The organism is Pararhodospirillum photometricum DSM 122, assembly GCF_000284415.1.
Classification (GTDB): Bacteria; Pseudomonadota; Alphaproteobacteria; order Rhodospirillales; family Rhodospirillaceae; genus Pararhodospirillum; species Pararhodospirillum photometricum.
The window spans coordinates 1694214-1716369 of sequence record NC_017059.1; the positions used below are offsets into that span (position 1 = coordinate 1694214).

General features: G+C 67.3%; 22 protein-coding genes and 1 pseudogene. 13 read left to right on the plus strand and 10 right to left on the minus strand.

Annotated features, from left to right (window positions below):
* The first annotated feature begins 51 nt into the window (after window positions 1-51).
* The 3 genes from RSPPHO_RS07495 to RSPPHO_RS19800 are packed head-to-tail and all read left to right on the plus strand — an operon-like array spanning window position 52 to window position 2698.
* Window positions 52-1296: a tetratricopeptide repeat protein gene (locus RSPPHO_RS07495; RefSeq protein WP_242390599.1), complete on the plus strand. Its 1245-nt coding sequence runs from the start codon at window positions 52-54 to the stop codon at window positions 1294-1296.
* On the plus strand, window positions 1293-1784 hold the full coding sequence (locus tag RSPPHO_RS20945) for a tetratricopeptide repeat protein (protein WP_014414668.1): 492 nt from the start codon (window positions 1293-1295) through the stop codon (window positions 1782-1784). The genes RSPPHO_RS07495 and RSPPHO_RS20945 overlap by 4 nt, the downstream gene beginning before the upstream one ends.
* Window positions 1785-1792: 8 nt before the next feature.
* Window positions 1793-2698 carry a 4-(cytidine 5'-diphospho)-2-C-methyl-D-erythritol kinase gene (locus tag RSPPHO_RS19800; RefSeq protein WP_041794726.1) on the plus strand — a complete coding sequence of 302 codons (906 nt, stop codon included), beginning with the start codon at window positions 1793-1795 and terminating at the stop codon, window positions 2696-2698.
* 321 nt (window positions 2699-3019) lie between these two features.
* Here RSPPHO_RS19800 and RSPPHO_RS21915 read toward each other — a convergent pair.
* Window positions 3020-3898: pseudogene (locus tag RSPPHO_RS21915) on the minus strand (glycosyltransferase family 61 protein); the annotation flags it as partial.
* A gap of 175 nt (window positions 3899-4073) precedes the next feature.
* Here RSPPHO_RS21915 and RSPPHO_RS07510 point away from each other — a divergent pair.
* From RSPPHO_RS07510 to RSPPHO_RS19815, 9 genes are all read left to right on the plus strand, one after another.
* Window positions 4074-4706, plus strand: coding sequence for a BON domain-containing protein (locus RSPPHO_RS07510; protein WP_069187542.1), 633 nt, complete (start codon window positions 4074-4076; stop codon window positions 4704-4706).
* Window positions 4703-5656 (plus strand): glutathione synthase, encoded by a 954-nt coding sequence (gshB, locus tag RSPPHO_RS07515; RefSeq protein WP_014414672.1) that lies wholly within the window; start codon window positions 4703-4705, stop codon window positions 5654-5656. Before RSPPHO_RS07510 ends, gshB begins: the two co-directional genes overlap by 4 nt.
* A 105-nt stretch (window positions 5657-5761) precedes the next feature.
* Window positions 5762-6388 (plus strand): energy-coupling factor ABC transporter ATP-binding protein, encoded by a 627-nt coding sequence (locus RSPPHO_RS07520; RefSeq protein ID WP_014414673.1) that lies wholly within the window; start codon window positions 5762-5764, stop codon window positions 6386-6388.
* The gene (locus RSPPHO_RS07525; RefSeq protein WP_014414674.1) at window positions 6385-6996 is read left to right on the plus strand and encodes an energy-coupling factor transporter transmembrane component T family protein; all 612 of its coding nucleotides are present in this window, start codon (window positions 6385-6387) and stop codon (window positions 6994-6996) included. The genes RSPPHO_RS07520 and RSPPHO_RS07525 overlap by 4 nt, the downstream gene beginning before the upstream one ends.
* Before the next feature lie 210 nt (window positions 6997-7206).
* Window positions 7207-9285 carry a PAS domain S-box protein gene (locus RSPPHO_RS17705; protein ID WP_014414675.1) on the plus strand — a complete coding sequence of 693 codons (2079 nt, stop codon included), beginning with the start codon at window positions 7207-7209 and terminating at the stop codon, window positions 9283-9285.
* A gap of 121 nt (window positions 9286-9406) precedes the next feature.
* Window positions 9407-9811: a thioesterase family protein gene (locus RSPPHO_RS07535; protein ID WP_014414676.1), complete on the plus strand. Its 405-nt coding sequence runs from the start codon at window positions 9407-9409 to the stop codon at window positions 9809-9811.
* Window positions 9812-10032: 221 nt separating this feature from the next.
* Window positions 10033-11349 carry a phenylacetate--CoA ligase family protein gene (locus RSPPHO_RS07540; RefSeq protein WP_041794728.1) on the plus strand — a complete coding sequence of 439 codons (1317 nt, stop codon included), beginning with the start codon at window positions 10033-10035 and terminating at the stop codon, window positions 11347-11349.
* 143 nt (window positions 11350-11492) lie between these two features.
* Window positions 11493-11939, plus strand: a complete 447-nt coding sequence (locus RSPPHO_RS19810) for a hypothetical protein (RefSeq protein WP_157879133.1) — start codon at window positions 11493-11495, stop codon at window positions 11937-11939.
* Window positions 11893-12126 carry an acyloxyacyl hydrolase gene (locus RSPPHO_RS19815; RefSeq protein WP_157879134.1) on the plus strand — a complete coding sequence of 78 codons (234 nt, stop codon included), beginning with the start codon at window positions 11893-11895 and terminating at the stop codon, window positions 12124-12126. The genes RSPPHO_RS19810 and RSPPHO_RS19815 overlap by 47 nt, the downstream gene beginning before the upstream one ends.
* A 46-nt stretch (window positions 12127-12172) precedes the next feature.
* Here RSPPHO_RS19815 and metW read toward each other — a convergent pair whose 3' ends face one another.
* Together metW and metX are read right to left on the minus strand one after the other, a co-directional pair.
* On the minus strand, window positions 12173-12805 hold the full coding sequence (gene metW / locus RSPPHO_RS07550; protein WP_014414679.1) for a methionine biosynthesis protein MetW: 633 nt from the start codon (window positions 12803-12805) through the stop codon (window positions 12173-12175).
* The gene (gene metX / locus RSPPHO_RS07555) at window positions 12802-13989 is read right to left on the minus strand and encodes a homoserine O-acetyltransferase MetX (RefSeq protein ID WP_041796852.1); all 1188 of its coding nucleotides are present in this window, start codon (window positions 13987-13989) and stop codon (window positions 12802-12804) included. Before metX ends, metW begins: the two co-directional genes overlap by 4 nt.
* Window positions 13990-14288: 299 nt before the next feature.
* On the opposite strand from metX, the gene RSPPHO_RS18835 reads away from it, so the two are divergent.
* Window positions 14289-15023: a chorismate mutase gene (locus tag RSPPHO_RS18835; protein ID WP_157879135.1), complete on the plus strand. Its 735-nt coding sequence runs from the start codon at window positions 14289-14291 to the stop codon at window positions 15021-15023.
* Here the strand turns inward: RSPPHO_RS18835 and RSPPHO_RS07560 are convergent.
* The 7 genes from RSPPHO_RS07560 to alr all read right to left on the minus strand — a co-directional run bounded on the left by RSPPHO_RS07560 (window position 14906) and on the right by alr (window position 22153).
* Window positions 14906-15619: an SDR family NAD(P)-dependent oxidoreductase gene (locus tag RSPPHO_RS07560; protein WP_014414681.1), complete on the minus strand. Its 714-nt coding sequence runs from the start codon at window positions 15617-15619 to the stop codon at window positions 14906-14908. The two genes, RSPPHO_RS18835 and RSPPHO_RS07560, sit on opposite strands and share 118 nt — an antisense overlap.
* Before the next feature lie 133 nt (window positions 15620-15752).
* Window positions 15753-17234, minus strand: coding sequence for an amidophosphoribosyltransferase (gene purF, locus RSPPHO_RS07565; RefSeq protein ID WP_014414682.1), 1482 nt, complete (start codon window positions 17232-17234; stop codon window positions 15753-15755).
* A gap of 24 nt (window positions 17235-17258) precedes the next feature.
* Window positions 17259-17990: a CvpA family protein gene (locus RSPPHO_RS07570; RefSeq protein WP_014414683.1), complete on the minus strand. Its 732-nt coding sequence runs from the start codon at window positions 17988-17990 to the stop codon at window positions 17259-17261.
* A complete protein-coding gene (radA, locus tag RSPPHO_RS07575; RefSeq protein ID WP_014414684.1) occupies window positions 17987-19444 on the minus strand; it encodes a DNA repair protein RadA in 1458 nt (485 codons plus the stop codon). Before radA ends, RSPPHO_RS07570 begins: the two co-directional genes overlap by 4 nt.
* Window positions 19444-20211, minus strand: coding sequence for an ABC transporter ATP-binding protein (locus RSPPHO_RS07580; protein ID WP_014414685.1), 768 nt, complete (start codon window positions 20209-20211; stop codon window positions 19444-19446). Before RSPPHO_RS07580 ends, radA begins: the two co-directional genes overlap by 1 nt.
* The gene (locus tag RSPPHO_RS07585) at window positions 20208-20981 is read right to left on the minus strand and encodes an MlaE family ABC transporter permease (RefSeq protein WP_014414686.1); all 774 of its coding nucleotides are present in this window, start codon (window positions 20979-20981) and stop codon (window positions 20208-20210) included. Before RSPPHO_RS07585 ends, RSPPHO_RS07580 begins: the two co-directional genes overlap by 4 nt.
* Entirely contained in the window at window positions 20978-22153 is a 1176-nt protein-coding gene (gene alr / locus RSPPHO_RS07590) for an alanine racemase (RefSeq protein ID WP_051014004.1), read from the minus strand. The genes RSPPHO_RS07585 and alr overlap by 4 nt, the downstream gene beginning before the upstream one ends.
* Window positions 22154-22156: the final 3 nt, after the last annotated feature.

The window sequence follows — 22156 nt, forward strand, 5'->3', positions numbered from 1 at the left end:
GCAGGCAGGCGAAGGGAGCGCGCGGCGTCGGCAAGGACGGCGGCTCTGATCGTGGCGATGGTAGGCGCACTCGCCGGCTGTGCCCAACAAACGGACGCCGAGCCCGCCCGCAAGGGCCTTGCCTCGGCCCCGCCTCCCGACCGGTCCTGGCAGCCCAAGGGCCTGGGCGCGTACCTTGCCGCCCGCGACGCCGAGATCCACGGCGACATGGTGGCGGCCGCCACATACTATCCCATCGCCTTGGCGTCGGATCCTGACAATGTTTCCCTGCTGCGTCGCGCCACGTTTTTCGCGGCGGTCGAGGGCGACATCGCCAATGCCTCCCAATGGGCCCAGCGCCTTTTGACGCGCGAGCCAGGAGCGAACTTGGCACCGCTGATCGTCGCGGCTGATCTGGTGGCCCACGGTCAGGCCAAGGCCGCCGCCGAGCGCCTGGGGCGCCTCAATCGCCAGGGACTCAACAGTTTTCTGGTCCCGGTGATGCTGGCCTGGGCCCGCCATGGCGCGGGCAACGCGGCGGGCGCCCTCGCTGCCCTCGACGAATTGGACAGCACCCCGGCCTACCGCCCGCTCAAGGCCCTGCACGGCGCCTTGATCCAGGAGGCCCTGGGCAACACCGCGGCGGCTCGGACGGCGTATGAGCATTATCTCACCGGCAATGACCGCCCGTCGCTGCGCGGCGTACAACTGGCCGGCGGCTTTCTGGTCCGTCAGGGCCTCACCGACCGGGCCAAGGCGCTCGCCGACGACTACGCGAAGCGCTTTCCCGACAGCTTGCTGCTGGAAAACACCCTGCGCGATTTCACCGGCGGGCGGCCGGTGGCGCCGGTCAAGACGGCGGCCGAGGGGATGGCCGAGCTGTTTTATGGCACGGCCTCGCTGCTGGCCGACAACGACGCCACCTCGGCCGCCCTGTTCAACCGACTGGCGCTGCATCTTCGCCCGACCTATGCCCTGTCCCAGCTTCTGATGGGCCAGTTGCTGGCCGGCCAGGGCCGCCAGGACGACGCCATCGCCGCCTTTCGCAAGGTGAGCGGCGAACCGGGACTGGATCTGGCGGCGGGTCTGGCCGAGGCCGAGAGCCTGCGCGCCGCCAAGCGGGTGGATGACGCCGTGACCGCCCTGGAACGTCTGGCCACGGCCCACCCCAAACGCGCCGATCCCCTGATCGACCTGGGCGACATGCTGCGTCAGGCCGAGCGCTTTCCCGAGGCCGCCACGGCCTACTCCCGAGCCATCGAGCGCCTGGGGCCGCCGCAGGAGCGACACTGGGCCGTGTTTTTGGACGCGGCGTGACCCTGGAGCGCTCCAACCGCTGGCCCGAGGCGGAACAAGACTTCAAGACCGCCCTAACCTTGAGCCCGGACCAACCCTATGCCTTGAATTACCTGGGGTATTCCTGGGTCGAGAAGGGGGAGAACATCGCCCGGGCCAAGGCCATGATCGAACGCGCGGTGGCCCTGCGGCCCAAGGACGGCTACATCATCGACAGCCTGGGCTGGGCCCATTACCGCCTGGGCGAATACGGCGAGGCCGTGATCATCCTGGAGCGGGCCATCCACGAAACCCCCGATGATCCCACCATCAACGACCACCTAGGTGACGTGTACTGGGTGGTCGGACGTCAGCGCGAGGCGCGCTTCCAGTGGCAACGGGCCCTGGGGCTGGCCACCGAAGCGGAAATGAAAGCCACGATCCAGCGCAAACTGGATCAGGGCCTGCCGCCCCCGGTGCCGGTATCGACCTCGACCGACCGCCCTTCCTCTTCCTCTTCCGCGCAGTGAGTGGATCGATGAGCCTTGCTCCCTCCCTGGTGACCGAGGCCGCGTGCGCCAAAGTCAACCTGACCTTGCATGTGACCGGATGCCGGCCCGATGGCTACCACGACCTGGAAAGCCTCGTCGTGTTCGCCGCCCTCCACGACACCTTGATCGCCGAAACCTCGGAAACCCTGACCCTGACCCTGGAAGGCCCCACCGCCGGGGCCCTGGCCGGGGAAAGCCCGGCCGACAATATCGTGCTGCGCGCCGCCCGGATGCTGGCGCGGGCCGGCGGTGTGCCACCCGTGGCCCGGCTGCGCCTGATCAAGCGCCTGCCGGTGGCCGCCGGCATTGGGGGCGGCTCGGCCGATGGGGCGGCGGCCTTGCGCGCCTTGCTGCGTCTTTGGCAGATTTCCCTGCCCGCCGACACCTTGAACGCCCTGGCCCGCGACCTGGGCGCCGACGTGCCGGTATGCCTGGAGGGCCGCGCGGTCACCATGACCGGCGTGGGCGAGGTTCTGACCCCCGCCCCGACCCTGCCCCCGGCCGCCCTGGTGCTGGTCAATCCGCGCAAGCCCGTCGCCACACCGGCGGTATTCAAGGCGCGCACCGGCCCCTTCTCGCCGGCCGCGCCGCTCACCGAGGCGCCGGCAACAGCCCAGGACCTCGCCGACGCCCTGGCCCGGCGCACCAACGATCTGGCGGCGCCGGCCCGGGCGCTGGAGCCGGCGATTGACACGGTTTTGGCGGCGCTGGAAGCCTCGGCCGGAGTTTTGCTGGCCCGGATGTCGGGCAGCGGGGCGACCTGTTTTGGCCTGTACGCCAGCTTGGAAGAGGCCGAGGCCGCCGCCCTCGCCTTGGGCGCGGCGCATCCCGAGTGGTGGGTGGCCGCGTCGCCATTGGTGGATGATACCCGTGCGGTGACGCCGGTGCTCTAGCATGATCCAAAGGTAGGCTGGGGAGGCGGGGCCTCCCCAGCCCCCTCCTTCCCAAGGCCCCTCAGCGGGGGGGCACGCCAGGAAACCGGCCTCGGCCAGGGTCTGCCAGAGGGGTGTCTGGGGCAAGGACCATGCGTTGTCGTGCGGCCACTGCGGGTCCCAGGGGCCTTCCAGGGATCCCAGCACACAGCCATACGAGAGCCCGCGCAAGGCCGCGAGCCGGCGAAACAGCCAGTTCAAATAACAATCCATCTGGAGTTCACAAACCCTGGTGCCCGGGGAGCAAAACAGGAGATTGGTCAAGCCCGCGCCGTGGGCGCCAATGACATGGGTTGCTTCGGCAAAGGCTTGAATCTGCTCGGCCAGGGAGAGGGTTCCCAGGGACAAAACTTCATAGCCGGCCTCGGCCAGCCGCGCCGCCAACGCCGCCTCGTCGCGCAGGACCCGCTTGCGAGAGTCGATGCGGCTGATGTACAGGCGGCGGTGCGGGGGCTCGGGGGCAACGGCGGCCCGCAAGCGATCGAAAACACCGAGCAGGCAGGGACGGGGAAAGCGCCCGGCCCCGGTGAGGTCCGGGATCAGGAGCAGGTCTTCGACCCATAGCGTAGTCCCGGGGGCGACGGCCTGCACCGTGAGGGTCCCCTCGCCGGCCAGCAAGACCAATGCCTCGCGCTGAAACCGCTGATCGAGCGGTGGCACCAGGAGACGATCGGCGGCCCAGGCCTCGGGCAGCACCGAAAGGCGCGCCAAGATATCCAGATGCCAGTGATAATAGTTGCTCGCCCCGCCGGCCAGGAGATGAACGGCCCGGCCGACGGGGACCACCCCTTGGGTGTGCAAGGTCACGGTGCCGGTAACGGGATCTTGGCTCATGGCGTGCTCGGCCATGTTGACGTGCAACAAGGTCTCGGCCACCAGATAGCCCTCCAGCACCACGACGCCGGCCGACGAATGCACATGGGCGCCGCGCAGACGATAGGCCACGGTGGGCGGGGTGTCGTAAGCGGTTTCGCGCCAAGCCCCGGGGTTCGGGTGCTCGACAACGGGGCGGGTGTCAAAGGCCTGAGTGCCGAACGCCAGGGGCGGCAAGGGCACCGACTGCCCCGGTTCCAGCGGCAGGGCCTCAACCCGGGGACGTCCGGCCTCGTCGGTCAGACCCAAGGCCAGAAGCTCGGGGAGCATCGTCATATTGGAAGGCATGGCTTTGTCCCAAAAACCGAGGCGCCCGCAAGATCAAGATATCTTGTGGGCCGCGAGCGGAGCAAGCGATGCAATCGGCTGGAGGAAAACGGAGCGCTGACGAGGGACTTGCCTTCCAGGCGTGTTCCGTCCTTTAGTGCGCCATCACCATCATCCGAAGAGGGAAGGAGGGATCATGAGGGCCTGCGCGCATGCCTGGAAACCCGGTCTCCTGCTGCTGGCGGGTCTCGCGGGGTTGACCGCCCTCACCAGCGGCTGCGCTCCCGTGGCCCTGCTGGGGGCCGGCGCCAAAACCGCCAGTGCCGCCTCGGAGGAACGGGGCCTGGGCGGGTTCGTGGATGACGCCGCGATCCAGACCGCCCTCAACGGCAAGCTCTTCACCACCAACGAAGCCTTGTTTTCGGCGGTGGACCTGACGGTGCGCGAGGGCCGGGTGCTGATGACCGGCTCGGTGCCCCGCGCCGAGGATCGCCTAACCGCCACCCGGCTGGCCTGGGAGGTCACCGACGTGCGCGAGGTGATCAACGAGTTGACGCTGCGCGACAAGAACGATGCCGTGGATTCGGGGCGTGACCTCGTGTTGTCCAACCGGCTTCAGGCCTCCTTGCTGTTTGCCACCGACATTCGCTCGGCCAACTATACCGTCGATGTGGTCAACGGCGTGGTGTACGTCATGGGCGTGGCGCAAGATGCCACCGAGCGCGAGCGGGTGTTGGGCTACGCCCGGGCGGTGCCGCATGTGCGCAAGGTGGTCGATTACACCCGCCTCAAGGGCGAACCCGTCCCGGCCGGAGGACCCCGCTCATGAGCCGGCATCCCTTGCGCGTGGCGATCCAGATGGACCCCGTCGCCACCATCAACATTGATGGCGACAGCACCTTCGTGCTTGGGCTAGAAGCGCAAAAGCGCGGCTATCCCCTGTGGCATTATCTGCCGCAAGCCCTGGCCTTCGAGGACGGTCGCCTGACGGCCTGGGCCCATCCGGTGACATTCCGGCGCGAGCGCGGCCACCATGCCACGCTGGGGACGCCGGTCCGGCTGGATCTGGCGCGCGACGTGGACGTGATCTTGATGCGCCAAGATCCGCCGTTTGACATGGCCTACATCACCGCGACCCACCTGCTGGAGCGGATCCACCCCCACCCCCTCGTGGTCAACGATCCGGCCTCGGTGCGCAATGCCCCGGAAAAGCTGGTGGCCACCGAGTTTCCCGACCTGATGCCGCCCACCTTGATCACGGCGGATCGCCACGCCATCGCCGACTTCCGCGAGCGGCACGAGGACATCATCCTCAAGCCGCTGTTTGGCAACGGCGGGGCCGGGGTCTTCCACCTCCGGCCCGGGGATGAAAACCTCAACGCCCTGCTCGACCTGTTCTTGGCCCGCTCGCCCGAGCCGCTGATGATCCAGCGCTATGTGCCGGCGGTACGCCAGGGCGACAAGCGCATCATCTTGATTGAGGGCGAGCCGGTGGGAGCGGTCAACCGGGTGCCGGCAGCGGGCGAGGCACGCTCCAACATGCACGTGGGTGGGCGACCGGAAAAAACCACCCTGACAGCGCGCGAGCGCGAGATCTGCGCCGCCCTGGGACCCCGGTTGCGCGAGCGTGGGCTGGTGTTCGTGGGCATCGACGTGATCGGCGACTTTTTGACCGAGATCAACGTCACCTCCCCCACCGGCTTGCAGGAAATCAACCGCTTCGACGACGTGGTTCTGGAGGCCCGGGTGTGGGACGCCATCGAAGCGCGCCTGGGATGAGGCGCCGCGCCCCTCCCCCGCCACCCGCCGCCCCCGCCCTGGTGCTGGAAGGCGTCAGCGTGGTCCTGCCCGACGACGGGCGGGTTTTGCTGCGCGACCTGAACTGTGTGCCTGCGCGACCCCCGGGTCGGCCTGATCGGCGCCAATGGTGCGGGCAAAAGCACCCTGGTGCGGCTGTTCAACGGCTTGATGCGGCCCAGCCAGGGCACGGTGTGGGTCGATGGCCTGGAGGTGGGCCGCGAGACTCGACAGGTGCGGCGCAAGGTGGGGTTTTTGTTCCAGTCGCCCGAGGCGCAGATCGTTATGCCGACCCCGGGCGAGGACATCGCCTTTGGCCTAGCGCCGTTGAAGCTGGGGCGCGCCGAAACCACGGCGCGGGTCGAGGCGGCGCTGGCCCGGGTAGGGCTGGCCGGGTTTGCCGAGCGGCCGGCCTATGCCTTGTCGGGCGGCGAAAAGCAGCGTCTGGCCCTGGCCGCCGTCTTGGCCCTGGAGCCCGAGATTCTCTTGATGGACGAGCCGACCACCCAGTTGGATCTGGCCGGCCGGCGCCTGTTTGCCCGGTTGATGGCCGATTTGCCCCAGCGCGTGGTGCTGGCCACCCATGACTTGGAGCTGCTGGCGCCGTTTGACCGGGTGTTGGTGCTGGATGGCGGACAGGTGGTGGCCGATGGCCCGCCCGCCGAGGCCTGCGCCTTTTATGAGGCCTTGATCGCGGGGCGGGAGCGGCCGTGATCGACGCCTTGCATGTGCCGGGCCGCTCCTGGCTGCACCGCCTGCCGGCTTGGCTCAAACTGGCGGGGCTGGCCGCTCTCAGCACCGGCTTGGTGCTGGTGGATGACCTTTGGCTCCTGCTGGGGGGGCTGGCAACGGTGACGCTGGCCTATCCGCTGGCGGGGGTCGGGCGGCGACTGGGACGCCTGCTCTGGAGCTTGGTGCCTCTGGTCGGCCTGATCGGATTGTCGCAGGCCTGGGTGATGGGGCCCGAGGCGGGGGCCGTGGTCTGTGCTCGGCTCACCCCCTTGATTCTCGCCGCAACCTTGGTGACCTACACCACCTCTCTTTCGGCGATGATGGCGGTGTTGGAGGGTCTGCTGCGGCCGCTGCGGGTGGTTGGGCTGGAGCCCCGCGCGGTGGCCTTCGCCTTGAGCCTGACCTTGCGCTTTGTGCCGGTTCTGGCCGGGTTAGCCCGGGAAAGCCGCGAGGCTCTGGCGGCACGCGGCCGCGACCGAGCCCTGACGGCCTTGGTCCAAACCCTGCTGCTGCGCGCCTTGCGGTTGGCCGACCAGGTCAGCGAGGCGGTCGAGGCCCGGGGGTTGGAGGCAACGCGGCCCAAGAAATAAAAAAAGGACGGCTGGGGAGGGGAGAACTCCCCTGCCCCCTCGGTCGCTTGGGGATGATGCCCGAGGAAAGGAGGGACCTGGGGCATTGACGCCCTCACGGTCCTTTCGGTATACAAACGAAGATGCGGTATCGCCGACAAGTTGTTCTTTTTCCGTCGCAGGGGACTCCTCTGGAGGGGGAACCGGGGAGACTCGTAAAAGGAGCGAATCATGGCGCACACCGTGGCGCACGATGGCCCTTCCCCGCCGCCTTCGTCCCCGTCGTCTCCCCGTCTGGGAGCGGTGATCGGGATGGCTTGTCTGGAAAGCCTGCTGGAAGGCTGTGTGGGGGTGTCCGGCACCTCGGCCAGCCTGTTCGAAGCCGATGGCATGCTGGCCACCGAAAGCCGATCGGGGGCCTATTGCCGGTTTCTCGATCAGGCCTCCTTGGCCTTATGCGAGGAGCCGTCGTGGCGTCAGGCCCAAAACGACCCGCGCTGGCTCTGCCATAACGACTGTCGCGCCCGGGCAGCCCGTGCGGCCCTGGCCACACGTCAACCGGTTGACTTGGCCCCCTGCCCCGGCGGGCTCTTGCTTCATGCCACCCCCTTGATCCTGGGCGAAGAGATCCTGGGCGTTTTGTGTTTGGCCCAAGGCCGCCCCCCGGCCGACCCCTCCCAGCGCCGCGCCATCGCCCAGCGCTACCACGTTGATCCCGCTGCCTTGGATCAGGTCATCGTGCAGCACGATGCCGAGACGTCCCTGGATCTGGTGGCGGAAACCCGCACCCAGGCCCGGCTCCTGGCTATGATGGTGGTGGAACTTTACAGCGCCCACCAGCGACGGGAAAAGGTCGAGCGCGACGAAGCCCTGTTCCGCTTATTGGTTGAAAACCAATCTCTGCTAGTGGTCAAGGTCGATCGGCAGGGCCGGCTTTTGTATGTTAATCCCACCTACTGCGAAACCTTCGGCCATCCGCCCGAAGCCCTGCTGGGGCGCCCCTTTCTTCCCCTGGTCCACGAGGACGACCAAGCCGCGACCCTGGCGGCGATGGCCGACCTGGAGCATCCGCCCCACCAAGCCTACATGGAACAACGCGCGCTTACGGTCTCGGGCTGGCGCTGGTTTGGGTGGCAGGATACCGGGGTGGTGGACGCGACCGGAGCGCTCGTGGCCATCATCGGCGTGGGCCGGGATATCGACGCCAAGAAGCGCGCCGAGGAGGCCCACGCCAAATCGGAGCGCCGCTTCCGCCGCCTGTTTGATCAGGCAACCTGGGGCCTGTTCGTGCATGATCTCGAGGGGCGTTTTCTCGACGTCAACCCCCGGGCCTGCGCCAAGCTGGGCTACTCCCGCGACGAGCTTTTGCACCTGTCCGTCTGGGATGTGGATCCCAAGGTGGGCGGGCTTCCCGATCCCGCCGAATTTTGGCGCACCTTGCGCACCCCCGAGGAGCAGACCTTCGAAAGCCAACATCGGCGCCGCGACGGCACCGTGTTCCCGGTCACGCTGTCGCTCAGTGTCATTGAGGAAAACGACGGTCCGGCCATTTTGGTGATGGCCCAGGACATCAGCGAGCGCAAACAAAACGAGGCCCAGCGCCTGCGCATGCTCGAAGCCCTGACCCGCTCCAACGCCGACCTGGAACGCTTTGCCTACATGGTCTCCCACGACCTGCACGAGCCGGTGCGGACCATTGGCGCCTATGCCCAACTCCTGCACCGGCGCTATCAGGGACGCCTTGACCCGGAGGCCGACACGTTTCTCGGCTTCATGACCGAGGGGGTGCGCCGCCTGGATACTCTGATTCACTCGTCGCTGGAACTGTCGCGGGTGTTCGGCGCTCCACCGACCTTGATTGATATCGACCTCGACACGGTCGTTGAAGGCGCGCTCGGCAACCTGAGCGCCGTCATTGCCGACACCAAGGCCCAGGTCAGCGTGGCTCCCCTGCCCCGAGTCCGGGGCGATTTTGTCCAACTGGTTTCCTTGTTTCAAAACCTCATGGGCAACGCCCTCAAATACCACAAGCCCGACCAGSCCCCCGTCCTTCGCATCACCGCCCAGCCCTTGGCCAAGGGCTGGCGCATTCTTGTGACCGACAACGGGGTAGGGATTGCGCCAGAAGACCGCGAGGTGGTGTTCCAGGTGTTCAAGCGGCTGGAGAGCGCGCGGATCCGGCCCGGCCAGGGCATTGGACTGGCCGTGGTGCGGCGTATTGTTGAAACCCACGGCTGGGATATCGGGTTGGAGAGCGAGCTTGGGCGCGGCACCACGGTGATGTTGTTCCTGCCGGCGCACGGAGAGTGAGCAGGGAGGGCCGGATTCTTTGTCTATAATCCGCATTGCCGTGCGCATTTCACTCTCCTAAGCTGGCCCCCCCAGCCGGGCACCAGACCCGGCGGCAAGACCACGCAAGGGAGGACCGGCCATGAAGACGACGCTGCACGAAGGCCTCTGCCTGACCCGCCATCTGAGCGTCGATGCGGCGCGCACCATCACCTTTCTCGGGGACTCCCTGCGGGTCTACGCGACCTACCAGATTATCAGCGACATCGAATATGCGTGCCGAGACCTCCTGCTGGCCCACGTGGATTCCGGGTGGGATTCGGTGGGCACGGCGGTGGGGCTCTCGCATGTGGCGGCCACGCCGCTGGGAGCGCGGGTCAATATCACGGTGCGGGTGGCCGAGATCGAGGGGTCTCGGGTGCGCTTTGAGGCCGAGGTGCGTGATACCGCCGAAGTGGTGGCGCGCGGCACCCACGAGCGGTTCTGCCTGCCGGTCGCCTCGCTTGACAAGCGGCTGAAGGCCAAGGTGGCCCGGTTGGCTTCCTAGCGAGAGAAAGGGAAGGCTGGGGAGGCGGGCCTCCCCAGACCCCACGTTCCCTATGGCCCTCCGCGTGACCCTTGTCCCCATGGACAGAGGGGTCTGGGGAGGCCCCGCCTCCCCAGCCTTAGCTTCCCCGACTGCCAAGAGCACGTGGACGCGTGGGACGCAATGGGCTATGCAAGGCCCTTTCCCGCAACACGATGCCACAAGGCGACAGGGGGAGTAGCATGAGCAGCACGGTTGAGGATGGCATGTACTTTGACAGACCCGCGGAAACCATGCCGCGTGATCAGATTGCGGCCCTCCAACTGACGCGGCTCCAAGCCACCTTGGCCCACGCCTATGCCAACGTTCCCCACACCCGGGCGGCGTTCGATGCCAAGGGCGTCAAGCCCGAGGATCTGAAGAGCCTGGAGGACTTGGCGCGCTTTCCCTTTACGGTGAAGGATGACCTGCGCCGAGGCTATCCGTTTGGCATGTTTGCCGTGCCGCGCGAAAAGGTGGTGCGCCTGCATGCCTCCTCGGGCACGACCGGCCGCCCGACCGTGGTCGGCTACACCCCGGACGACCTCGCCCTGTGGGGGAATCTGATGGCACGCTGCTTCATGTCGGGAGGGGCCACCCCCGGCGACATCGTGCACAACGCCTATGGGTACGGCCTGTTTACCGGTGGCCTGGGCGCCCACTATGGCGCCGAGCGCCTGGGCTGCTCGGTGGTGCCGATGTCGGGCGGCAACACCGAAAAGCAGGTGATGCTGATCTCGGATTTCGGCGCCAACGTGCTGTGCGCCACGCCGTCCTACGCCCTCAACATCGCCGAGGAGGCCGAACGCAAGGGCGTTGACCTCAAAAACGGCCCGCTGCGCGTCGGCCTGTTCGGCGCCGAGCCCTGGTCGCAGGGCATGCGCCAGGAGTTGCAAGACCGCCTGGGCATCCGCGCCGTCGATGTGTATGGCCTCTCCGAGATCATGGGGCCAGGCGTCGCCGTGGAGTGCGTGCAGCAAAACGGCCTGCACGGCTGGGAAGACCATTTCCTGTTCGAGGTCATCGACCCCGAAACCCTGGAGCCGCTGCCGCTTGGGGAACAGGGCGAGTTGGTCATCACCACCTTGTCCAAGCAGGCGCTGCCGATGATCCGCTATCGCACGCGCGACATCACCCGCCTCACCGACGCGCCGTGCGCCTGCGGCCGCACCCATGTGCGGATCTTGCGCGTGACCGGGCGCAACGACGACATGATGATCATTCGCGGCGTCAACGTGTACCCGTCGCAGATCGAATCCGTGATGATCGGCCGCCCCGGGCTGTCGCCCCATTACCAACTGGTGCTCCAGCGCGAGGGCAACCTCGACAGCCTGACCGTCGAGGTCGAGGCCCTGGATGGCGTGGACCCCGCCACCTATGACAGCGTCGGCCAGCAGGTGCGCCACACCATCAAGTCGCTGATCGGCGTGACCACCCGGGTCGTGGTGTTGAGCCCGGGCGAACTGCCGCGCTCGCAGGGCAAGGCCGTGCGCGTGCGTGACCTGCGGCGCAAGGAGTAGCAAGATCGAGGGGCTGGGGAGGCCGCGCCTCCCCGGCCTTCTTACTTTCTCCTGGGGAAATCCCCACCGCCTCGTGTAAACTCCCGGCATAAAGGACTGGGGTCCCGCGGGGACACGACCGGACACAGGGAGAAGGCACGACGATGACGATGCGCACCCTTCGACGCGGACTGATGGCCGCACTGCTCGGCCTGGGCGTCATGGCCGGGCTGGCCCCCGCGAGCCACGCCCAGACCCTGGGGCAGTCGTTGTATAACGGCAACTCGTCGTCATGGTGGACGAGCACCAGCGCGCCATCGGGGAGCTTTTTCTCCGTCAATCCCGATAAGGGCGATCTTCTGGTGGTCGGGGCCGGCGCCGTCACCTTGTTCAACTTCAAGGAAGATGAGCACACCGCCGGCCAGTTCCGCTTCGAGTGGCGCCCTAACGAATCTCTGTGGTTCTTGCGGCCCTTCACCGGTTTTGAAGTCTCGACCGAGGGCTCAACCTTACCTGTACGGCGGTTTGTTGGCCGATATCATGGTGGGCCGCCATGTCTATGTGATGCCCAACACCGCCTTGGGGTATTACCAGCGGGGCGGCGGGCGTGACTTGGGCTATCCGCTGGAGTTCCGCTCCGGCCTGGAAATCGGCTGGCGCTTCGACGGCGGCATGCGGGCCGGCGTGGCCATGCACCATCTGTCCAACGCCAACATCGGCGACCGCAACCCGGGGGTCGAGGAACTGAGCCTCAACCTGTCCATTCCCCTGGCCAGTGTCACCGGCTTGGTGAAGTAAAAAAAACAAGGCTGGGGAGGCGCGGCCTCCCCAGACCCCTCGTTTCTTAAGATCCCGGCCGTCGCAGCACGAAGATCCCCTGGGCTCCCAGCAGGTTGGCGAGCGGGCTGACGGCGGAGAAGCCTTGATGGCGGCCGCTGGCGTCCAGGGACAAGGCCCGCTCGACCACGATATCCATGGCGTGGCACAGGGCCAGAAAATCACGAAACGTACAAAAATGAATGTTCGGCGTGCTCCACCACTCATAGGGCAGGGCCGCGCTTTTGGGCATGCGCCCCTGGAAGAACACTTGGGCGCGCCAGAGCCAGAAGCCAAAGTTGGGGAAGGACACAATGGCCCGCTCGGCGATGCGCAGCAGGTTTTCCAACACCTCGCGCGGGCGTTCGGTGGCCTGGAGGGTCTGGCTCAAGATGGCATAATCGAACGCGCCGGCGGGGTAGTCGCACAAGTCGGTATCGGCGTCGCCCTGAATGACGGACACGCCTCGGGCCACGGCCGCCGCCACCCCGGCCATGGACAGTTCGATGCCGCGCCCGTCCACCTGCTTGGTGGCATCCAGATGGGCCAGGAGTTCGCCATCGCCGCAGCCCACGTCCAACACGCGAGCACCAGGGGAAATCATAGCGGCGATCAGCCGCAAGTCGTAACGGATGGCGCCGGTGGGGCTGGCCGGGGTCATGAACGGGCCTCCGGGACACGCGGCGCGAGGCCGGCTTTTTGGGCCAGCCCCTCAAGGAAGCCGCTCAGGGTTTCGTGAAAGGCGGGTTCGTCGAGCAAGAAGGCGTCGTGGCCCTTGTCGGTCGTGACCTCGACAAAACTCACATTGGCGGCCGCCGCGGTCAGGGCACGCACGATGGCCCGGCTTTCGGCTGTGGGGAACAGCCAGTCGGACGAGAAGGAAATCAGGCAAAACCGGGTGGGGGTCTTCTGGAAGGCCCGGGCCAGCACGCCGTCGTGGGGGGCGGCAAGGTCGAAGTAGTCCATGGCCCGGGTAATATAGAGGTAGCTGTTGGCGTCGAAGCGCTTCACGAAGCTGGCGCCCTGGTGGCGCAAATAGCTCTCGACTTGGAAATCGGCCTCGAAGCCATAGCTGACCCCTTCGCTTGGGTTTTGCAGCTTACGGCCAAATTTGCGGTGCAAGGCCGGCTCGGACAGGTAGGTAATGTGGGCGGTCATGCGGGCCACGGCGAGGCCACGCTGGGGGACTCGGCCGTGGCTCAGGTAATCACCGCCGCACCAGTCGGGGTCGGCCATGATCGCTTGGCGGCCGACCTCGTGAAAGGCGATGTTCTGAGCGGAATGGCGCCACGACCCGGCAATGACCACGGCGGCCTGGACCCGCTCGGGATAGGCCACCGACCATTGCAGAACCTGCATGGCGCCCATCGAGCCGCCAATGGCACAAAACAGGCGCTCAATGCCCAAATGGTCCAGCAGCCGCGCCTGGGCCCGCACCATGTCGCCAATGGTAATGACCGGAAAGGTGAGCCCCCAGAGCTGGCCGGTGTCGGGATTGATCGAACGCGGCCCGGTGGTGCCCATGCAGCCGCCCAGCACGTTGGCACACACCACGAAATAGCGCCGGGTGTCGATCAACTTGCCCGGCCCCACCAGATCTTCCCACCAACCGGGCTTGCCGGTCACGGGATGGGGGCCGGTGATATAGTGATCCCCCGTGAGGGCGTGACAGACCAAAATCGCGTTGGAACGCTCGGCGTTGAGCACGCCCTGGGTCTGATAGGCCAAGGTGACGGGCCCCAGCGTGGCCCCGCTGTCGAGCGGCAGGGGGGCGTCCTGGCACACGGTAACGAGGTGGTTTTCCAGGGGTACGGATCCGGGAGTCCCCGGGGGAAGAGGGGTCAAGGGCCAAGCTCCGAAAAGGCACAGGACCCCCGCCGGGCGCAGCCGGCCGAGGGTCCGGGGGCACAGGGTGGAAAGGGCACGCCCCCCTGTCAACGCTTTCTTTGCGAGGGCCCCCTCCCCTCCCGTCCTCGGGCCTCGCCCCCAAGGGACCGAGGGGTCCGGGGAGGCCGCACCTCCCCAGCCTTTTCTTTTTGCTTTTCTCCCCCGGATCGGCGTACACCAAATGCCCCCCTTCCTTCGTCGGACGCGCCGGTTCTGCTCGTCCGGTTGGCCGCCGTTTCCAGATTCGCGGAGTTCCGATGACCGACCCGTCTTCCTCGCTGGATCCCCTGCGGGCCGAGATCGATGCCATCGACGATGCCATCCACGACCAGATCATGCGTCGGGCCCAACTGGCCGACCAGATCCGCATCGCCAAGATGGCCGAGGGCTCGGCCGTCTATCTGCGCCCCGGACGCGAGGCGGCGGTGTTGCGCCGACTGGTCGCCCGCCACAGCGGCCCCTTTCCCCGGCGCGTGCTGATCCGCCTGTGGCGCGAGATTTTCAGTGTGGTCGTCTCCATGCAAGGCCGCATCACCATGGCCGTATGGATGCCCGAGCGCGGCGCCGGCTACCTGGAACTGGCCCGCAATCAATACGGCTCCTTCACCTCGGCCACGGTTCACCAGTCGGTCGGGCAAGTGGTGCAGGAAGTGGGCGAAGGGCGGGCCACGGTCGGCGTGGTGCCCCTGCCCCGTCACGAGGATCCCGTGGCGTGGTGGCCAGCCCTGATGTCCTCGCTGCCCGGCACCCCCCGGGTCCACTCGTCCGCCTCGCCCGTGACCGGCGGCCGAGCAAGGGCCTGGAGGCCTTTGTCCTGGCCGCTGCCGACCGAGGGGTCTGGGGAGGCCGCTGCCTCCCCAGTCTTCCCTTTCCCCTACCCCTGCGCGTTCACCACCGTACCGGTGCACGCACACTCGGGCACCGCCAACGCCAGAAAAGCCGGGGCGATGTCTTCCGGGGGCGGGAGGGTTTCGGGATCCTCGCCGGGGTAGGCTTCACCGCGCATGCCAGTGCGGGTGCGCCCCGGGTTGATGAGGTTGACGCGAAGGGAGGTCTTTTCCATCTCGGTGGCCCAGGTCTTGACCATGACCTCCAAGGCGCCCTTGGACACCGCATAGGTTGCCCAGAACGGATGACGGCCATCGGCGGCGCCGGAGGTGACGAAGATGGCGCGCCCGGCGTCGGACTGGCGCAACAGCGGCTCGAAAGAGCGGATCAGGCGATAGTTGGCGGTCAGGTTGGTGGCCAAAACCTTGTCCCACTCCTTGGGCTTGATGTGGCCCATGGGGGTGAGGGTGCCCAGCATGCCGCCGTTGCCCACCAGAACGTCGAGCTTGCCGAAGCGCTCGAACAGGGCGGCGCCGATCTGGTCGAGGGCCTCGAAGTTGGTCAGGTCTTCCTTGATCAGGGTCGGGGGGATCCCGCCGGCGGTGCGGATTTCGTCATCCAGCTCGGCCAGCCCGCCCTCGGTGCGGGCCATGGCGATGACGTGAGCCCCTTCGGCCGCGAACAAGCGGGCCACGGCCCGGCCGATGCCGCGTGAGGCGCCGGTGATGAAACAAAGACGATCTTGCAAACGGCCGGCCATGCTGAGGCTCTCCTGCTGCTAAACACCCGGGCCGCAGGACGTGGCACGCCCCGCGCCTTTGTGCCATGACAATTGTGGGTCATAAAGGGAGGGGTCTGGGGAGGCTCTGCCTCCCCAGCCTTCCTTTTTTACCTCAGTCGCGAAACAAAATCGGCTTGCGCGCTGCCGAGGCCAAGGCCCGATCCTTGTTGGCGATGGGGTAGCTGCCCGAGAAACAGGCATCGCAGAACTGGGGAACATGGGGATCGCGGACCGGGCAGCCAGCGGCGCGGTAGAGCCCCTCCAGGCTGACGAACGCGAGACTGTCCACGCCGAGCAGCCGGGCCATGTCCTCAAGGGTATAATTGGCGGCCAACAGCTTTTCCCGCTCTGGGGTATCAATCCCATAGAAGCAAGGATACGTCGTTGGCGGGCTGGAGATGCGCATGTGCACCTCAACGGCGCCGGCCTGCCGGACCATCTCGACGATCTTGGTCGAGGTGGTGCCGCGCACGATGGAATCATCGACCAGGACGACCCGCTTGCCCTCAAGCTGGCTGCGGTTGGGGTTGTGCTTGCGCTTGACGCCCAGATTGCGGGTCTTGTCGGTCGGTTGAATGAAGGTCCGGCCGACATAGTGGTTGCGGATGATGCCGTACTCGAAGGGCAAACCGGCCTCGGCGGCGTAGCCCAGGGCGCTGGGCACCCCGGAGTCCGGTACCGGGACCACCACATCGGCCTCGACATTGCTTTCGCGGGCCAGTTCCCGGCCGATGGCCTTGCGCACGTCGTAGACGCTGCGGCCCTCGACCACGCTATCCGGGCGGGCGAAGTAGATGTACTCGAAGACGCAGAAGTGGGACGGCTGCACGGCGAAGGGCCGCTGGGAGGTGACACCGGCCTCGGTGATGACCACCAGTTCGCCGGGCTCGATGTCGCGCACGAACTCGGCGCCGATGATGTCGAGGGCGCAGGTCTCGGAAGCCAGCAGGTAGGCGCCATCAAGGTGGCCCAGAACCAGCGGGCGGATGCCCATGGGGTCGCGCACGCCGATCAAGGCGGTGTTGGTCAGGGCAACGATGGAGTAGGCGCCCTGGACCTGACGCAAGGCATCAATGATGCGCTCTTCCACCGAGGAGCAGATCGAGATGGCGATGAGGTGGATGATCACCTCGGTGTCGCTGGTGGACTGGAACAGACAGCCCCGGTTGACCAGGGTCTCACGCAAGGTGAGGGCGTTGGTCAGGTTGCCGTTGTGGGCGATGGCCAAGCCGCCGAAGGCGAATTCGGCAAAGAGCGGCTGAATGTTGCGCATTACGGCGCCGCCGCTGGTGGAATAGCGGACATGGCCGATGGCGGTGCGGCCTTTCAGCTCGGTCATCAACTGGTCGGAGCGGAAGTTCTCCGAGACGTGGCCGGGGCCCTTGGCGGCGTGGAACTGGGTGCCGTCGAAGGAGACGATGCCCGCCGCTTCCTGTCCCCGGTGTTGCAGGGCGTGCAGCCCCAGGGCGACGTGGGCCGCCGCGTCGGGGTCGTTGTACACCCCGAACACCCCGCACTCCTCGTGCAGGGTATCGCCCTCCAGATCGTCGGCGCTGGCGAAAGGGGACAGGGAAAAACAGGCGGGTGTTGTCATGGGCGGGTTCCTTGCCCGGTGAACCTACCGGGTGCTTTCGATAAGGCGGTCCATTTCGCGCCGCTGGCCGTTGCCGTAGCCGGTGGGGCTGGTGGGGTCCTGGGGCGTGGCGACGGGCTGGGGATCGGCCAGTCGCTCGAAGTGACTTTGGGCATTCTGGACGGCGTGCCCGGCGTCTTGGACCGCGCGACCGGCGTCAAGAAGGGTTTCGATCTGGTCCTGAGCGGCGGGGGCCTTGGCCCGGGTGTCTTCCTCGCGCCCGCGCAGGGAGTCGGGCAGCATTGAGACGGCGACCGTTGTGCCCCGATCCAGAAGCGGCATGCTGGCGGCGCTGCGGATCCAGTCGGGACGCTTATCAGGGGGCATGATCCAGCTCACGCCCACGGACAGCGCCACCAAGATGACCGCGCCGCGCACGAGGCCAAACAAGAATCCCAAGGAGCGGTCGAGCGGGTTGAGCGCGGTCTTGCGCACCTGCTTGGCGATCATGGCGGTCAGGGTAAAAAGCGCGATCAGGGCGACGAGGAACAACACCGCAGCGGCGGCGGCCTCGCCGGCCCAGGGAAACTTGGGCATGAGGTCGCGAAACGAGGGGGCGAGCAGCGGCTGGCCCCAAAGCGCCACCACGACAGCGCCGGCCCAGGCGGCCACGGACAGCACCTCGTGAACGAAGCCGCGCACGAAAGCCAAGGCCGCCGAGAGCAGCAGCACGGCCAGCACCGCCACGTCGATGGGGTTGATGAGCCAGCCACTCATGCGGGCGTGTCCTTGCCCCCGGCTCCCTTGCCGTGGGGGGCCTTGGCGGCGGGGCGCCCCGGCTCGGGGGGACCGAACAGGACCACCAGGTCCTGGAGATGCCCAATGTCACGCATGCTGAGTCCTTCCCTGACCCCGGCCCCGCTGCCAGCGCGCCTGGATCCGTCGCGGGGGCGGGCGGGCATCAGGGCTTGGGTAAAGCCCAATTTGGCGGCTTCCTTGAGGCGGCTGTCCGTTTGCGCCACCGTCCGCACCTCGCCCGAAAGGCCGATCTCCCCGAACACGACCATGTCGGCGGGGGTGGGCACACCCAGAAACGAAGACAGAAGGGCCGCGGCAACCGCAAGGTCCGCCGCCGGTTCGCCGATCCTCAAGCCACCGGCCACGTTCAGATATACATCATTGCCGGCGAGCGCAAGGCCGCACCGGGCGTCAAGGACAGCCAACACCATGGCAAGGCGCCCGCTGTCCCAGCCGACCACGGCGCGTCGGGGGGTGCCTTGGCTGGCCGGCGCGACCAGGGCCTGGATTTCCACCAGCATGGGCCGGGTGCCCTCGACCCCGGCAAAGACGCACGATCCCGTGACATTGCCGCGCCGCTCGGCCAGAAACAGGGCCGAGGGGTTGGCCACCTCGCTCAGGCCCTGGTCCGACATGGCGAACACGCCGATTTCGTCGGTGGCGCCAAAGCGGTTTTTGACCGCGCGCAAAATCCGAAACTGGTGGCCGCGCTCGCCCTCGAAATAGAGCACACAGTCCACCATGTGCTCCATTACCCGGGGGCCGGCCAACTGGCCATCCTTGGTGACGTGGCCGATGAGAAACAAAACAAAGGAGCGCCGCTTGGCCGCCCGGATCAGCTCCAAGGCCCCGGTGCGCACCTGGGAGACCGTCCCCGGCGCCGAGTCCAGGGTATCGAGCACCATGGTTTGGATGGAGTCGATGACCACCACCTCGGGGGGGGTGCCGCTGTCGAGGGTGGCCAGGATGTCGCGCAGATTGGTGGTGGAGGCCAGCCCGACCGGCGCGTCGGTGAGCCCCAGGCGCCGGGCGCGCAGGCGCACTTGATCCACCGCCTCTTCGCCCGAGAGATAGGCGCAGCGCGCCCCGCCCCGGGCCAAGGCCGCCGTCACCTGGAGCATGAGGGTGGACTTGCCGATCCCCGGATCGCCGCCGACCAGCAGGGCCGAGCCCGGGACAAGGCCGCCGCCGGTCACCCGGTCCAGTTCGGCCATGCCGGTGGGCAGGCGAGGCGGCGGCGGGGCGCTGCCCTCCAGGCCAACCAGAGAGACAAGCCGCCCGCCCTGCCCGCCTGTTTGGCCCTTGGTCAGGGGCTCGGCCGGGGCTTCTTCCTGGTAGGTGTTCCACTCGCCGCAGGCTTCGCAGCGCCCGATCCAGCGCGGCGATACGGCACCGCAGGACTGGCAGACATAGCGCGTGCTGGGCCGGGCCATCAGGCACGCACGCGCATGCGGATGGGCCCCTCGGCCCGGCCGTGGACGAACTGGTCCACGTAGGGGTTGCCCGAATCCTTGACCGCGGCGGCTGGGCCCTCCCAGATCACCTGGCCCTGGTGGAGCATGGCCACCCGGTCGGCGATCTTGCGGGCGCTGGCCATGTCATGGGTAATCGACAAGGCGGTGGCGCCCAGGGTGCGCACGCACTTCAAGATCAGGTCGTTGATCACGTCGGCCATGATGGGATCAAGGCCGGTGGTCGGTTCGTCGAAAAAGATGATCTCGGGCTTGCTGGCAATGGCGCGAGCGAGTCCCACGCGCTTTTGCATGCCCCCCGAGAGTTCCGAGGGCGTGAGGTCGGCGACATCGGCGCTCAGACCGACCTGGGCCAGGGTTTCCACCGCCGCGTCGCGCGCCAGACGTCGGCGCATGCCGTGGCCCTGGATCAGACCGAAGGCCACGTTTTCCCAGACCGGCAGGCTGTCGAACAAGGCGGCGCCCTGGAACAGCATGCCAAAACGCGTCATCAAGCGCTCGCGCGCCCGGCCCGAAAGGGTGATGGTTTCCTCGCCGTCGATACGGATCGAGCCGCCATCGGGGCGCAAGAGGCCCAGAATGCACTTGAGGGCCACCGACTTTCCCGTGCCGGAGCCGCCGATGATGACCAGGGATTCCCCGGGGTTGACCTCAAGGTCCAGCCCGTCGAGCACCACCTTGGGTCCGAAGGCCTTGCGCAGGCCCGAGAGCGCGATTTTGGGCGTCATTGGGCGAAGAACAGTTCGGTGAGAAGGTAGTTGAGAACCAGGATCAGGATCGAGGCGCTAACCACAGCGTTGGTGGTCGCCTTGCCCACGCCCTGGGCGCCGCCGTTGGAGTGGCTGCCATGGTAGCAGCCCATCAGGGCAATGACGAAGCCGAACACCGCCGCCTTCACCAGACCGCTGACCACGTCCATGGTCTCCAGAAACTCCCAGGTCCGGCCAATGTAACCGGCCGGGGTGAAGCCCAGCTTGGTCGTGCCAATCAGGTAGCCACCAAAAATGCCGATGATATCGGCGACCATCACCAAGATCGGCAGCATGGTGAGCCCGGCGAGCAGGCGCGGCACCACCAGATACTTGAAGGGATTGGTGGACAGCGTGGTCAGGGCGTCGATCTGCTCGGTGACGCGCATGGTGCCGATCTCGGCGGCCATGGACGCGCCAATGCGCCCGGCGACCATCAAGCCGGCCAGCACCGGTCCCAACTCGCGGGTCATGGACAACGCCACCACGGTGGCGATGGCACCCTCGGCCGAGAAGCGGGCAAAGCCGGTATGGCTTTGCAAGGCCAGCACCATGCCGGTGAAGATGGCGGTGAGGCCCACCACCGGCAAGGAGTAGTAGCCGATTTCGATCATCTGCCGGACGATCAGACGCGGAAAAAACGGGGGCCGGACGCAGTGGCCAAGCGCCGTCCCCGCAAAGAGGGTCAGCCGCCCCACATGGCGCAGAAAGGTCAGGAACACCCGGCCGATCAGGGCAAGCAGGGTCATGCGGAACTCCCGGATCCGGGAAGGGCGGCAGGGAGGGACCCCACCCGACGCGGGCAGCGCGGCCCCAGACGGGTCAGGATTTCGTAGCCGATGGTGCCGGCCACGGCGGCCAGCTCATCGACGGTGTAATCGGCTCCCAGCAGGTCGATCATGGCCCCCGGCCTCGCTTCGTGTTCGGGAACAGCGCTGACGTCAAGGGTGATCAGGTCCATGGACACCCGGCCGATGACTGGCACCCGGATTCCGGCGAGTACTCCCACGCCCTGATTCCCCGCCGCCCGGGGGTAGCCGTCGGCATATCCCACCCCGACAGTGGCGATGCGCCGGCCAGCGGGCAGACGAATGGACGCACCATAGCCAACCCATCGGGGGGTGTCAATTTGCCGCACCTGGAGAATCCGGGCCTCCAGGCGCACCACCGGGCGCACGGGGGAGGGACGGCCCGGGGTGGGGTTGATCCCGTACAGGGCGGCGCCGGGGCGCACGAGGTCGCCCTGGAAGGTTGGACCCAGGAAGGTGCCGGCCGAATTGCCAAGCGAGGCCTCGACTTCGGGTAGCAAGGTGCGGGCATGGCGGAAGGCCTCGGCCTGGGCGGCGTTTTGAGGATGGGCCGGCTCGTCGGCGCATGCCAGATGGCTCATCAGCAGCAGCGGCGGCGCCCACGTCAGCAACTCGGGATCGCAGGCCGCCGCCGCCAATTCGGGCAGATCCAGGCCCAGGCGGGTCATGCCGGTATCGACATGCCACGCCGCCGGGGCCGGGGTGCCGCGCCGGCGTCCCGCCGCCGCCCAGGCCTGGAGTTGCTGGACGCTGTTGAGCGAGGGGATCAGGCCGGTGGCCATCATCGCCTCCTCCACCCCGGCCGGTGGCCCCGACAGCACGAACAGGCGCCCCCCAGACGGCAGCAGGTCGCGCACGGCCAAGCCTTCGTCGATTAGGGCGACAAAAAAGTCGCGGCACCCGGCCTCGGCCAAAGCCGGCAACACCAAGCGGGCACCGCAGCCGTAGGCATCGCTTTTGAGAACGCCGGCGGCGCGGACCTCGGGGGGCACCTGGGAGACCACGGTCCGCCAGTTGGCGACAATGGCGTCCACGTCAACGGTGAGGCGGGCGGTGGCGCGGCTCTCGCGGGCGTCAGCGTCCTCCAGTCGGGCAGAAGCGGAGGTTTCCATGAT

Bases quoted from the DNA above. Each gene is read 5' to 3' on its own strand.
- RSPPHO_RS19800 (WP_041794726.1), top strand. From the start codon at position 1,793: ATGAGCCTTGCTCCCTCCCTGGTGACCGAGGCCGCGTGCGCCAAAGTC.
- RSPPHO_RS07510 (WP_069187542.1), top strand. From the start codon at position 4,074: ATGAGGGCCTGCGCGCATGCCTGGAAACCCGGTCTCCTGCTGCTGGCG.
- gshB (WP_014414672.1), top strand. From the start codon at position 4,703: ATGAGCCGGCATCCCTTGCGCGTGGCGATCCAGATGGACCCCGTCGCC.
- RSPPHO_RS07535 (WP_014414676.1), top strand. From the start codon at position 9,407: ATGAAGACGACGCTGCACGAAGGCCTCTGCCTGACCCGCCATCTGAGC.
- RSPPHO_RS07540 (WP_041794728.1), top strand. From the start codon at position 10,033: ATGAGCAGCACGGTTGAGGATGGCATGTACTTTGACAGACCCGCGGAA.
- RSPPHO_RS19810 (WP_157879133.1), top strand. From the start codon at position 11,493: ATGACGATGCGCACCCTTCGACGCGGACTGATGGCCGCACTGCTCGGC.
- RSPPHO_RS19815 (WP_157879134.1), top strand. From the start codon at position 11,893: ATGCCCAACACCGCCTTGGGGTATTACCAGCGGGGCGGCGGGCGTGAC.
- metW (WP_014414679.1), bottom strand. From the start codon at position 12,805: ATGACCCCGGCCAGCCCCACCGGCGCCATCCGTTACGACTTGCGGCTG.
- RSPPHO_RS18835 (WP_157879135.1), top strand. From the start codon at position 14,289: ATGACCGACCCGTCTTCCTCGCTGGATCCCCTGCGGGCCGAGATCGAT.
- RSPPHO_RS07560 (WP_014414681.1), bottom strand. From the start codon at position 15,619: ATGGCCGGCCGTTTGCAAGATCGTCTTTGTTTCATCACCGGCGCCTCA.
- purF (WP_014414682.1), bottom strand. From the start codon at position 17,234: ATGACAACACCCGCCTGTTTTTCCCTGTCCCCTTTCGCCAGCGCCGAC.
- RSPPHO_RS07570 (WP_014414683.1), bottom strand. From the start codon at position 17,990: ATGAGTGGCTGGCTCATCAACCCCATCGACGTGGCGGTGCTGGCCGTG.
- radA (WP_014414684.1), bottom strand. From the start codon at position 19,444: ATGGCCCGGCCCAGCACGCGCTATGTCTGCCAGTCCTGCGGTGCCGTA.
- RSPPHO_RS07580 (WP_014414685.1), bottom strand. From the start codon at position 20,211: ATGACGCCCAAAATCGCGCTCTCGGGCCTGCGCAAGGCCTTCGGACCC.
- RSPPHO_RS07585 (WP_014414686.1), bottom strand. From the start codon at position 20,981: ATGACCCTGCTTGCCCTGATCGGCCGGGTGTTCCTGACCTTTCTGCGC.
- alr (WP_051014004.1), bottom strand. From the start codon at position 22,153: ATGGAAACCTCCGCTTCTGCCCGACTGGAGGACGCTGACGCCCGCGAG.